The sequence below is a fragment of the Mucilaginibacter pineti genome (genome assembly GCF_900101875.1).
GTDB lineage: Bacteria > Bacteroidota > Bacteroidia > Sphingobacteriales > Sphingobacteriaceae > Mucilaginibacter > Mucilaginibacter pineti.
Genome location: NZ_FNAI01000023.1, coordinates 19,656 through 32,606, shown reverse-complemented (window position 1 = coordinate 32,606; position 12,951 = coordinate 19,656). Strand labels below are relative to the sequence as shown.

The window sequence follows — 12,951 nt, the reverse complement described above, 5'->3', positions numbered from 1 at the left end:
CTTTTGAATTTCGACTTATAAAAACAATGGGTTTGATCTCAGCCTGTCTTTCAGTTTGGTAAAAACGCTCTGCAGTTCGTTTTTTATTACACCAAAGCAAGGCACCCCTTGAGAATTATGGGGCAAAGATAGGATTTGATTTGGAATTTGCTATAACATCTGCTTAAAAGCATTTTTAACGGCATCTCTATTGTGCCGGGATATGGGAATTTTTATCAAATCTTTCATTAATAAGGCCCCGCCATCTTCCCTTAAATAGCTTTTTACAAAATGAATATTTACAAGGTGCGATTGATGGGTACGTATAAAATCGTGGGGCTGCAATAATTCAGCAAATTCCTTTAATGTTTTGCAAACCAGTATGCGCTCGCCGGTGGTTATGTAAAAAGTAGTGTAATTATCAGATGCCTCGCACCTTATTATTTCATCTATCTTCATATACCTTATCTCACTCATGGTAGGCAGCGCAATTTTGGGAAATTCATTCTTTCCTCGTTTTATATACTCAATTAAATTCTCCAGTTTTTGATCGCTGTTTTTTGCTGATATCTTTTGACGGGCCTTTTCAACAGCCAATTTTAATTCGGCAATATCTACAGGTTTCAGTAAATAATCAAGTGCCGAAAATTTGATAGCGCGTATACCATATTGATCATAAGCGGTTATAAAAACAACCTCGAACTTAGCGTTTGGAAAATCAATTAAAACATCAAATCCCGACTTTAGAGGCATTTGAATATCCAGAAACACCAGCTCGGGATCATGCTGCTTTATTGCTGCAACGCCATCATCGGCGTTATACGCAGTGGCTACAATATTTATATCGGGGCAATAGGCATGTAAAATAGTTGTTAAGTTTTGAATGTTATTAGGTTCATCATCAATTATAATACTGCGAATTTCCTGTGCCATTTTGTACGGTTATATGTTATGCCCAATTAGTAAGTACGATATTTATTTTAACACCGCTTATACTGTTGTTAATTTGCAGATCAATATGCTGGTCTTTATAAATTTGGTTTAGCAGTTGCACGCGGTCACGACTAAGTTTTAAGCCAAAGCCATTGTCGCCGGATTGAGCTTTAGCAAAGCCGGCTCCGTTATCTGTTATCGTAAATATCAGATCATTATTTTGCTTTGCAATAACAATTTCAATTTTACCATTAGTCTTTAAGGCACTTATGCCGTGTTTGGCAGCATTTTCAATAAACGGCTGCAATAGCATGGCCGGCACTTCGGTATTGGCCCGGCTTATGGTTTCATCAACCTCAATGCTATAATTAAAACCAAAGCGCAATTTTTCCATTTGCAGGTAATCATCAATTATACGCAGCTCGTCTTCCAGGCTAATGAGTTCGTTACCACTGCTTTTTAAAACCTGCCTGGTAAGGTTTGCAAATTTAGCAAGGTAATGATTGGTGCCTTCCTGATCATGCTGATTCATGAGGTTTTGGATAGAGGTTAGTGCGTTAAACATAAAATGCGGGTTTAACTGCGCACGTACCGAGTTTAATTTTAAGTTGGCAATATCCTTTTGTTGCGCGGCTTTTCGTAACCTGCGTTTGTTAAATAAATAGTATCCTGTAAAAACCAGTATCACCGTTAATAAGCCCGCTATTAAAAAGGGAAGTATTTGTTTAATGGTGAATTGTTTGGCGTGTAGTGCAGATGGCAATACTTTAAATTTGATGTGGGCTATTTGTGTGGCATCCCATTTAAATGGCGCGCGTACTGGCTGTATCAGCAATTCATATTTACCGGGCTTGTCATATTTGTTTTTGTTAAATGCATAAGTGTTATCACTTGTTTGCTCAAAAAATGATGTATCGGGCCGGGCGCCTGGTAATTCTTTAACGATATACAGGGAGTAAACAGTTGTTTCGTGATTTTTAAAATCGATATATATTGTTTCAATTTCATCCTGCCTGAATTTAAAATCAAGGGGTAATCCGCTGTCTTTATCAAATCTGGTGGCGTATTGATAATTATTTTTGCTGCCGTTTAAATTAAAAAAATCAGTTTTGTTGCTGATAGTTATTTGCGTAACCACCGGTTTAAAGCTGCTGCGCCAATCCAAAACGATGCCATCCCTTATGCTGTAATCCTTAATATTCACTACTTCGATAATCACTTGCTTACCATTACCTTTATAATTGCCTAAAAAGCCATACTTTTTTTGGGCTCCGTAGTTTTGCTGCAGTTTTGGTACCGACCATGGGATGATCTCGGCGCTGTCGTTAACAACTACATGATAACGATAGTCATTAACATTGCCGGCATTAATACCCATTGCTACCAGATCGGCAGCAGAATTATCATTGATCCTATACACAGGATAGTATTTTGAGGCAGATTTAAAACTACCCGATGATTGGTAATTTCGCAACCCGGGATTAAGCTTTATACCCAGCATAATGCTGCTGTTTGGGCGGCTTTCGGCATAATACGCCTTGGGATAAAGCTTTTGCAATGAATCTATTTTATGCTTGCTAAAGTTTAACATATTATAAACCTTGTACAAGGCGGTATCGCTAACCGCATAGTTTGACGTATTCCACAGCATTTTGTCTCTATCCAAAACAGCCCCCGCAAATAAAATAAAATTGCCAAAAACTTGTTCATCGTGTTTTTGGGTACGCGAGCCTACGGTATCAATAACTGTATCTTTTTTTGCGGCAGCGTTTCGTTTTTGGGCAGATGCAAAATATATCTGCCCGAAACATATGGCCATGACAAGTGCTGTAATTCTTTTTTTCATGATGTGCGGTATGAAGTTAAATAATTAGTTGAATGCAGCAGCGTTACCGTTTCCATTCTAAAACAACCCCCTCCTTTATACTTTCATCCTTGATGTTTTTCACCTCTACCTGCACCTGCTTTCCGGCATATTTATAAGTGCCTAAAAAAGCATAGGCCTTTTTCGCTCCGTAATTTTGCTGTAACTGTGGTATTAACCAGGTTGTAATTTCAGTACCATCACTTGCAACTACATGATAACGATAATCATTAACATTAGCGGCATTGATACCTAAGGCAATCAAAATAGCGTTGGAACTATCGTTAATAATATATTTTGCGTTAGGGCCTGCATCAGCGCTTAGGTATTGGGTTAATATGGGGTTAAGTTTTAGCCCAAGCATAACCTTACTTTTAGGCCTGCTTTCAACCATATATGCCACAGGGTAAAGCTTCTTTAGCGAATCAATTTTTTGCCTGTCCTTATTTATCATTTCAAAAGCTTCATATAAAGCTGTATCGCCTACCTTAAAGTTTGATTTTTCCCACACCGAAGATTCGGGATAAAGGCCAAAGCCAGTGAATAAAAAATAATTGCCAAATACCTCGGGAACAAGTTGTTGGCATGTAATAGGCTCCTTATTGGTTGGGCTGCTTTTTTGTACCTGGGCAACGGCCCATGCGCTAAACCCCAAAACGAATATCAGGGTGAGTAGTGAGATTTTCTTTTGCATGATGTGTTTTACTTTGTTTACAATGTAAAAGTGAAGCAATAGGTTTATCATAGCAATTTACATTGAGTATCCTGCACGTATTATTGAGTATCGGTGTGTTGTTGGAGGGGCAATATTATTTTACCTTTCGGCTTTCACCTCAAAAATGTACTTTTGCAAACTTTTATAAAACATTGCTATGCTTAGAACTCATACCTGCGGCGAATTAAATATCAGCAACTTAGGTCAAACAGTTATCCTGTGCGGCTGGGTACAAAAATCGAGAGATTTGGGCGGTACCACATTTATTGATGTGCGCGACCGTTATGGTTTAACCCAACTGGTTTTCAATACCGATACCGATGCCACCCTGCGCGAAAAAAGCCGTGAGCTGGGGCGTGAGTTTGTGATAAAAGTTACCGGCAAAGTACTGGAGCGCTCCAACAAGAACACAAAAATACCTACCGGCGAAGTTGAAATAGCTGTTGCCGATATAGAGATATTGAATGCGGCTAAAATTCCGCCGTTTATGATTGAGGATGATACCGATGGCGGCGAGGAACTGCGCGCAAAATACCGTTACCTTGATCTGCGCCGTGCACCAATACGCAATAACCTTATCCTGCGCCACAAAATGGCCCAGGAAATTCGCCGATATTTAAGCGATCTGGAATTTATCGAGGTAGAAACCCCGGTACTCATAAAATCTACCCCGGAAGGTGCACGCGACTTTGTGGTGCCAAGTCGCATGAATCCAGGCGAATTTTACGCGTTGCCGCAATCGCCGCAAACATTTAAGCAATTGCTGATGGTGAGCGGGTTCGACCGTTATTTCCAGATTGTTAAATGTTTCAGGGACGAGGATCTGCGTGCCGACCGCCAGCCGGAGTTTACCCAGATTGATTGTGAGCTTTCGTTCATCACACAAGAGGATATTTTAAACATTTTTGAAGGCCTAACCCGCCACCTGTTCACTACCGTTAAAGGTATTGACCTGGGCGATTTCCCGAGGATGCAATATGCCGATGCCATGCGTTTGTATGGATCAGACAAACCGGATGTACGGTTCGGGATGGAGTTTGTGGAGCTGAATGATATTGTTAAAGGAAAGGGCTTCGGTATTTTTGATAATGCCGAGTTGGTTGTTGGTATCAACGCCAAAGGTTTGGCAAGCTACACCCGTAAACAAATTGACGAGCTTACCGAATGGTTAAAACGCCCGCAAATTGGCGTAACCGGCATGATCTATTGCCGTTACAACGAGGATGGTACGCTTAAATCATCTGTAGATAAATTTTACAGCGAAGATGAGCTAACCAACTGGGCGGCTGCTTTTGAAGCCGAAAAAGGCGACTTAATGCTGATACTTGCCGGCCCTACAGATAAAGTACGCAAACAATTGAACGAACTGCGTTTAGAAATTGGCGGTCGTTTGGGCTTACGCGATAAAAATAAATTCGCTCCGCTTTGGGTGCTTGATTTTCCGTTATTAGAGTGGGATGAGGAAACCGAACGTTTCCACGCTATGCACCATCCTTTTACATCGCCTAAGCCGGAGGATATTGCACTGTTGGATACTGATCCTAAAAACGTACGTGCTAATGCCTATGACCTGGTTATCAATGGTACAGAAGTTGGCGGCGGCTCTATCCGGATTCATGACCGCGCTACACAATCATTAATGTTTAAGCATTTAGGATTTTCGGCAGAAGAAGCGCAAAAACAGTTTGGCTTTTTAATGGATGCTTTTGAATATGGCGCACCGCCGCATGGTGGTTTGGCATTGGGCTTTGATCGCCTGGTATCGATATTTGCGGGTTTGGATTCTATCCGTGATGTTATCGCGTTCCCTAAAAACAACTCGGGCCGAGATGTGATGATCGATTCACCATCTACAATTGCTGATATGCAGATGAATGAGCTTAAAATAAAAACAACAGTATAAATAAGTTTACAACGGTTGTAACGTTTGTTAAGACTTGGGCGTATTTCATTAAAATCGATTGATAATAGAATGGAAAAAAAACTTTTACTTTTATTTGCTGCTGTTGCCATCATCTTTTCTTCATGTGTTAAAGATTCGCAAAGTATAGTTGTTGGTCCTAAACCGGTTTATGATAGCTTAAAGTACGTAGCCATCGATAGTGCTTCAATAGCCACGTATCTTGTCAATCACCCGGAAATTTCTCCGGTGAAGGATACCTTGGGTATGAAATACCAGATAATTACCGAAGGCACGGGCGTTTATCCAACATTAGCCTCATCGGTAACCGTTGATTATACCGGAAAACTGCTCGACGGTACTCAATTTGGCACCGCAACTAACTATACTAATACGCTATCACTTTTAATTCAGGGATGGAGGGTGATAATTCCGCAGCTAAAGGTAGGTACTAAGTTTTTGCTGATCATCCCATCCGGACTTGCATACCGAGAAGCCGATACAGTTCCTAACGTTCCGCCAAACTCGGTGTTGATATTTACCATTACGTTAAAGGCCAGTAAATAAATATTAGTTGATAAAAATATTGAACAATAAAAAAGACCTTTTCCATTTGGGAAAAGGTCTTTTTTGTTAGTGATGGTACCCGGTTATTTAATCCGGCTGCTTAACTCGGCAAGTGGCATGGTAACCATGCGGCCTATCGGCTTTTTGCCTCTATAGGTAATTACTCTTAATGTCGTAGCATCCTTGGGAGCATCAATAGGGCCGGTGTATTTAGGATAAAAATTATCCGGGAACGAATTATCAAAGCTATAGTAAGTATCCAAACCAGAAACTTCATTGGTTAGGGTGATCTTTAATGTTTTATCGGCGTTGCGGGTGGCATTAAATGAAGGGTCGTAGGCGCTTGGCGCGTATTTGGTTTCTGATGCGTCAAAACGTTCAAATTGCTTCTCTACCTTACCAAAAAAGTAGTTCCAGTTTTTCTTCTCCTTCGGCGACCATACAATCTCGGCAATAGCCATTCCCCTCGGCCAGGTCATATATTCTGCCTGGCGAATATTGTACACCTGCTCCGTCCATAAATTAGCCTGACCGCCTTTTATCAGCTTGGAATCAACGCTATCGGGCACGGGCTCAAACTCATAAGTTTTACTCAGGCGAAGCGAGGCGTAAACATGGGTTTCGTTCACACGGTCGCTTTGCATATAATCAAGGTAAGCAAAGGTTGTTGGGCTCATTACAACATCATGGCCCAATTTAGCGGCTTCAATACCACCCTGAATACCGCGCCAGCTCATTACCGCTGCATTAGGACCTACACCGCCTTCCAGGATCTCGTCCCAGCCCATGAATTTTTTACCTTTCGATTCTACAATTTTTTCCACCCGTTTTTCAAAGTAGCTTTGTACTTCCTGCTGGGTTTTAAGATTTTCCTTAATCATTAATGCCTTAATGGCTTCGCTTTGCTCCCAGAAATTTTTGGCGCATTCATCGCCACCCATATGAATGTACGGAAAGGGAAATAATTGCGCTACCTCGGTAACAACTTTATCTAAAAACTCATATACGTTTTCGTTAGCGGGGCAAAGGGTATTATCAACAATGGCTTTGTTGTGCGGGCCATCCCAGTTCATAAAAGGTTCGCCAGAGTTAACCACATATTTATCTACAGGCTTGGTACATGAAAGTTCGGGATAAGCAGCCACTGCGGCAAGGCTGTGGCCGGGTACATCAATTTCGGGCAGGATGTTTACGAAATGCTCTTTGGCGTATTGTACCAGCTCTTTAATATCTTCCTGGGTATAAAAGCCACCATAATTGCGGGGCTCATCGGGTGTTGGCGGGGTAAACGTACCAAACTGACCAACCTTTTTAACGTTATAAGCGCCAACAGTAGTTAGCTTGGGTAAGCTTTTAATTTCTATACGCCAACCTTCGTCGTCGGTAAGGTGCAGGTGCAGCAGGTTAAGCTTGTATTTCACCATAGCATCTATATATTGCTTTACTTCGGCCTTGGTAAAAAAGTGGCGTGCCACATCAAACATTAAACCACGCCAAACAAAGCGAGGGTAATCGGTTATTTCCACGCAAGGGGCTGTCCATTTGATGCCTTTTACAAATTCTTTGCTTTCAATTTCTTTGGGCAGTAGTTGCATAAAAGTTTGCAAACCATAAAATACACCTGCAGGTTCATTAGCCCTTATCACCACCTTTTTTGCCGTTACCGAAAGGTTGTAACCCTCAGCACCTATAAGCGGATCGGCAACCTTATTTAAAACAAATTTTATTGATGCCGTTGGTGCAAGGCTTTTTACAGCAACCGCGGTACCGGCAGCGGTACTCAATTTAGTTTTAAGATAGGCAATAACCGGCGTAAGCTGCGGGTTGCTGCCTGCTTCAAGAACTACAATTTTGGGCAGGATAAAATTGCCTGTTTTGGTAGCAACCTTCACCGGCTCGGGAATTATGCCGAGGTTGTTGTTTGGCGCCTGACCAAAGGATAAAAAGCTTAAAAGGCAGCAACAAAATAGCAAAGATAGTTTTTTCATACAAGAAGTTGATTTAACAGGATGTTTTATGAGATCGGTACGCAAATTAAACTTTATAAATAATATTAAAAAGTTAAAGCCCGAAATTATATTGCTTTACGCATATAATTTCGGGCTTTGTATTATTGGGGCAGATCGTCTTGTTGCCGGCTTATACTAAAGCGGCCTTAAAATCTTCTATCAGGTCGTCCAGATCTTCGATGCCTACTGATAGGCGGATCATGCTTTCGGGAATCCCCATTTCGGCACGTTTATCGGCGCCTAACTCAAAAAATATGGTGTGGGCAACCGGGATAGCCAGTGTGCGGGTATCGCCAAGGTTACTTGATTTTACAACCAGTTGCAGTTTATTTAAAAATGCGAAGATATCAATGCTTTCATCAACTTCAATACTCATCAGCCCGCCAAATTTACTGAATAGTTTTGCTGCGCGGTCATGCTGCGGGTGGCTTTCCAAACCCGGGTAAAATACCTTTTTAATTTTCGGGTGCGATTCAAAATATTTGGCCAGTGCCAGCGCATTAGAGCAGGCGCGATCAAGGCGCAGGGCAAGGGTTTCTGATCCAACCGAAATAGAATGTGCAGCCTCAGGCGATAAAGTACCGCCGGCATCGCGCAGCCCTTTTTTGCGTACCTGTGTCATGCCCAATGCTTCGGGTTTAACTTGGCCCTTAAAGCTGGGAAAAATATTAGGGAATACTTCCCAGTTAAACAAACCGGTATCTGTAACGCTGCCGCCCAGCGCGTTGCCGTGGCCGCCAATGTATTTGGTTAATGAGTTAATAACTAATCCAGCCTTAACATTAATAGGGTTAAACAGGTATGGTGAGGTCATGGTGTTATCAACCATGTATATAATGCCTTTTTGCTGGCACAGGTCGCCAATAGCTTCCAGGTCGGCAATTTGCGTCGCCGGGTTGGCAATGGTTTCTACGAAAACCAGTTTAGTATTCTCTTTTATTTCGTTGCGAACATTTTTCACATCGGTAGCATCAACAAAGGTGATATCCAACCCCATATCAATATAGGTTTGAAAAATGCTGCGGGTGTTACCAAACAAAAATGAGCTGGCCACAATATGGTCGGTATGTTTTACAAGCGCCATAACTGTTGCCGAAATAGCCGCCATACCGGTAGAGAATGCTACGGACGATACGCCCTTTTCCATATTGGTAACTTTATGTTCCAACGCGGTAACGGTAGGGTTGCCCTGGCGCGAGTAAGCGTATCCTTTTTTCTTGTTCTGGAAAATGTCAACAAGGTCCTGCACATCCTCGTGCCCATAAGTTACCGAAGTGTGGATGGGTTTGTGTAATGAACCATGCTCAGGTTTGCCTAAACGGTCGGAGTGTAGCAGTGTAGTTGTAAAGCCTCTTTTAGTAGTCATCTTTTAAAACTTTGTAGCGGTTGCGAACTTAATTGTTTTTGAGCAAAAAGTGATGGTTTTATTGTCAGAAACAAGTTATAAGGCTTAAAAACCGTGTTGGCGATGGTTAATGCGATAAAAAAATCTTGTTTCTTTTCTCTCGCTGGTTACTTCTTATCTTGCCGCATTAAATCTTTACAATGAGAGCTGTACTGCAACGCGTTTCTGAAGCAAGCTGCCGGGTTGATGGCAAAATTACCGGGCAAATAGCCACGGGCTTCCTGGTGTTATTGGGTATTGAAGATGCCGATACCACCGAAGACCTTAACTGGCTGGCCAATAAAATTACCGGTATGCGCGTTTTTGGCGATGAAAACGGATTGATGAACAAGGCACTTGCCGATGTTGACGGCGACATCCTGCTTATTTCGCAGTTTACCTTGTTTGCCCAAACTAAAAAGGGGAACCGACCGTCGTTTATACGCGCGGCCAGGCCCGATAAAGCTATACCCTTATACGAGCAGATGATAAAAACGCTGGAAACTTTAACAGGTAAAAAGATAGCCACCGGTATTTTTGGAGCGGATATGAAAGTAAGCCTGGTTAATGACGGACCGGTTACTATTATAATGGATACAAACGACAAAGAGAACCACTAAAATTTATTTGAACAAATATTATGGAAATTAAAGAAGCGCAGCATCTGGTAGATAAGTGGATAAATACAATGGGCATCAGGTATTTTAATGAGCTAACCAATACCGCCATTTTAATGGAAGAGGTTGGCGAGGTAGCCCGGATCATGGCGAGGCAATATGGCGAGCAATCGTTCAAAAAATCGGATACGGAGGTTAACCTGGCCGATGAAATGGCAGATGTGCTATTCGTGCTCATTTGCCTGGCCAACCAAACGGGTATAGACTTGACAGATGCACTGGAAAAAAACATGGAAAAGAAAAGCATCCGCGATGCAGACCGGCATAAAAATAATGAGAAGTTAAAATAGTTTTAATGAAATATAATTTCAATAAAAATAAATAAACAAAATTTAATTCCGTTTATTTTAAATTTTCACAATTTAATAAGGTTTTGCTCGTTTATGTTCTATAAACTAAAACTCCTTATTATGAAAAGTTATTTGATCTCTTTTGCATTATTATCATTATTGCTCTCCTCTTGCGGGCGCACAAAAACAAAAAATGAGTTAAAAGATTCGGTACTGGATCTTGCATCTCCTGCCGTTAAATTAGATAAGGAAGTTCTTGAAAAAAATACTGCTCCTGTAGCAGTAGAACTTGCGGAGCCAAATTCAATTAGCAGCGATGAAGCATACGGAAATGTGGGAGGGGGTAATGATAAAGGTTACCGATATACAAATGCACCCCATGTCGTAACCGACACATCAAAAAAAATAGTTAAAGATGGCACTATTGCGTTTGAAACCAATAATGTTGCCATAGCACGTAAAAAAATACTGTTATCCGTAAAAAAATATGGTGGGTATGTTGACGAGGATGATCAGTCGACCAACAGCGACGAGAATAGAAAAGAGTATAATTTAAAAATTCGCATCCCAGCTAAATATTTTGATTTTGTGCTCGATTCTGTTTCGGCCTCGGCCGATAAGATAGATACAAAGAGCATTTCTATCACTGATGTAACTACCCGCTACATCGATATAAAAACCAGACTTGGTAATAAAAAGCTATTGGAAAACCGGTACCTGGAATTATTGAAAAAAGCTTCGAGGATAACTGATTTGCTTGAAATTGAAAACAAGCTGACAGAAATTCGCAGCGATATAGAATCAACCCAGGGGCAGCTCAATTATCTTAATAAACAAGTTTCCTACAGTTCATTGGATATTACATTTTATACCCGGCATGTTGAGAAAGCCGATAAAGGCGTAGGAATTGGCTACAAGTTTAAAATGGCACTGGTAAACGGGTGGATCCAACTGCAAAATATCTTCTTTACTATTATTACCCTTTGGCCTTTTATAGTAATTGGAGTTGCTGCAATATGGCTTTTTAAAGTATGGCGAAAAAGAAGAAAACTAAAACAGGCGCAGTAAGCTAAACGCCTATCGCTTCTTCCAGTTTCTCTACAGACATACTTATGCCATCAACAATATGTTGGGATTGCAGGTAAAAACCTTCGCGCTCGGCTAGTTTTCCGGTGATGAATTCTACCAGTTCATCACCTTTTTTACCTTGCAGTACGGGGCGAACGGTTTTGCTATGCTCTAACCTATCAGCAAGGGTTTTGGGCGAAAGTTGGATGTACAGGGTTTGGCCGTTGGCGTTCATCCAATCCATATTGTCGAAAAAGCAGGGCAGACCTCCTCCGGTAGATACTATTACATTTTCTGGGTAAGCCGTGTTTTTTAGCAGATCGGATTCCATTTGGCGGAAGGCATCTTCGCCAAAGCTCGAAAAATATTCGGCTATGCTCATGCCAACCTGTGCTTCAAGTGCATGGTCCAGATCAATAAATTCGTAGCCTAATTTGGCAGCCAGTTTGCGGCTCCACGTGGTTTTGCCGCAGCCCATGAACCCCACTAAAAAGTACTTCATAATATCAACTTAATTTAACCCGCGGATCTATCCAAACATAAATAATATCAACCAATATGCTTATCACCACAAAAATAAACGCGATGAAAAGGATGGAGCCCATCACTACCGGAAAATCCGACATTTCCAGGGCATCAACCGTAGCCTTACCCAAGCCATTATAACCAAAAATATACTCCACAAAAAACGACCCGGCCAGTAACGACGCGAACCAGTTGGCAATAGCAGTTATAACGGGGTTAAGTGCGTTTTTTAACGCATGGCGATAAATGATAGTGCGGTTACTTAATCCCTTAGCCTTTGCCGTGCGGATGTAATCCTGCCCTAAAACATCAAGCATAGCGTTACGGGTTAGCTGTACTATAATAGCCAGCGGCCGCAAACCAAGCGTTATCATGGGCAATATGAGGTTCCTTAATGTAAGTACCTCGCCCCGGAAAGGGTCGTAACTATATAAACTGCCAGACATATTGAGGCCGGTGTAGCGGCTTAACTCAAACCCAAAGATCCAGGCGATAATGATGCCTGCGAAAAACGATGGGGCAGAAATTCCCAGGGTAGAAAAACTAATGGCCAGCTTATCTATCCAGGTATCTTTATTAACCGTACTCAGCACACCCCAAAATACGCCTATAATTATAGCGAAGATCATAGCCGTAGCAGCCAGCACCAGCGTATTGGGGATAACCTCCATAAGCAGGCTGGCAACATCCTTACGGGTTTGGTATGATCGACGGAGGTATGGCCATTTGAGCGCCAGCACCTTTGCTTTGCTCACCGAAAATAATTTGGCGTAATGATAACGCTGCTGCTCTTCCGCAGTATTTAAATGGATGCCTATGGGCGATAGGTCATTAATATAATAAGCAAATTGGGTAGGCAGCGGCTTATCCAGGCCAAACTCCTTGCGTACGGCTTGTAATGATTGTACATCGGCACGCTGTCCCTGTGTCATCCGGGCAGGATCAACGGGCAGGATATTAAACAGGAAGAAAACCACCAGCACCACGCCCAGCATAACCGCCAGTCCGTAAAAAAATTTGCGGAGCAGGTAGCTGATCAT

Annotated in this window: 12 protein-coding genes; 5 read left to right on the top strand and 7 right to left on the bottom strand. The window is 41.8% G+C overall.

Going from position 1 to position 12,951, the window contains the following annotated elements; genetic code table 11:
- Positions 1-150 precede the first annotated feature (150 nt).
- The 3 genes from BLS59_RS29200 to BLS59_RS29190 are packed head-to-tail and all read right to left on the bottom strand — an operon-like array spanning position 151 to position 3,470.
- Entirely contained in the window at positions 151-912 is a 762-nt protein-coding gene (locus BLS59_RS29200; RefSeq protein ID WP_091156932.1) for a LytR/AlgR family response regulator transcription factor, read from the bottom strand.
- A gap of 16 nt (positions 913-928) precedes the next feature.
- On the bottom strand, positions 929-2,758 hold the full coding sequence (locus BLS59_RS29195) for a sensor histidine kinase (protein WP_091156928.1): 1,830 nt from the start codon (positions 2,756-2,758) through the stop codon (positions 929-931).
- Between the two features lie 43 nt (positions 2,759-2,801).
- Positions 2,802-3,470, bottom strand: a complete 669-nt coding sequence (locus tag BLS59_RS29190; RefSeq protein WP_143014274.1) for a hypothetical protein — start codon at positions 3,468-3,470, stop codon at positions 2,802-2,804.
- Between the two features lie 178 nt (positions 3,471-3,648).
- Between BLS59_RS29190 and aspS the strand changes: the two genes are divergently transcribed.
- Positions 3,649-5,394 carry an aspartate--tRNA ligase gene (gene aspS, locus BLS59_RS29185; RefSeq protein ID WP_091156923.1) on the top strand — a complete coding sequence of 582 codons (1,746 nt, stop codon included), beginning with the start codon at positions 3,649-3,651 and terminating at the stop codon, positions 5,392-5,394.
- Positions 5,395-5,463: 69 nt separating this feature from the next.
- The gene (locus BLS59_RS29180; RefSeq protein ID WP_091156919.1) at positions 5,464-5,958 is read left to right on the top strand and encodes an FKBP-type peptidyl-prolyl cis-trans isomerase; all 495 of its coding nucleotides are present in this window, start codon (positions 5,464-5,466) and stop codon (positions 5,956-5,958) included.
- Positions 5,959-6,041: 83 nt separating this feature from the next.
- On the opposite strand, the gene BLS59_RS29175 is transcribed toward BLS59_RS29180, so the two are convergent.
- Positions 6,042-7,946, bottom strand: coding sequence for a beta-N-acetylhexosaminidase (locus BLS59_RS29175; RefSeq protein WP_091156915.1), 1,905 nt, complete (start codon positions 7,944-7,946; stop codon positions 6,042-6,044).
- A 151-nt stretch (positions 7,947-8,097) separates the two neighbouring features.
- Positions 8,098-9,333 (bottom strand): cystathionine gamma-synthase family protein, encoded by a 1,236-nt coding sequence (locus BLS59_RS29170; protein WP_091156912.1) that lies wholly within the window; start codon positions 9,331-9,333, stop codon positions 8,098-8,100.
- A gap of 179 nt (positions 9,334-9,512) precedes the next feature.
- On the opposite strand from BLS59_RS29170, the gene dtd reads away from it, so the two are divergent.
- The 3 genes from dtd to BLS59_RS29155 all read left to right on the top strand — a co-directional run bounded on the left by dtd (position 9,513) and on the right by BLS59_RS29155 (position 11,386).
- On the top strand, positions 9,513-9,971 hold the full coding sequence (gene dtd, locus BLS59_RS29165) for a D-aminoacyl-tRNA deacylase (RefSeq protein ID WP_091156909.1): 459 nt from the start codon (positions 9,513-9,515) through the stop codon (positions 9,969-9,971).
- Between the two features lie 20 nt (positions 9,972-9,991).
- Positions 9,992-10,318: a nucleotide pyrophosphohydrolase gene (locus BLS59_RS29160; protein ID WP_091156906.1), complete on the top strand. Its 327-nt coding sequence runs from the start codon at positions 9,992-9,994 to the stop codon at positions 10,316-10,318.
- A 120-nt stretch (positions 10,319-10,438) separates the two neighbouring features.
- Positions 10,439-11,386, top strand: a complete 948-nt coding sequence (locus tag BLS59_RS29155; RefSeq protein WP_162842807.1) for a DUF4349 domain-containing protein — start codon at positions 10,439-10,441, stop codon at positions 11,384-11,386.
- A 1-nt stretch (position 11,387) separates the two neighbouring features.
- On the opposite strand, the gene BLS59_RS29150 is transcribed toward BLS59_RS29155, so the two are convergent.
- Together BLS59_RS29150 and BLS59_RS29145 are read right to left on the bottom strand one after the other, a co-directional pair.
- Positions 11,388-11,888 (bottom strand): shikimate kinase, encoded by a 501-nt coding sequence (locus tag BLS59_RS29150; RefSeq protein WP_091156900.1) that lies wholly within the window; start codon positions 11,886-11,888, stop codon positions 11,388-11,390.
- Positions 11,889-11,892: 4 nt separating this feature from the next.
- A complete protein-coding gene (locus BLS59_RS29145) occupies positions 11,893-12,951 on the bottom strand; it encodes an ABC transporter permease (RefSeq protein ID WP_091156897.1) in 1,059 nt (352 codons plus the stop codon).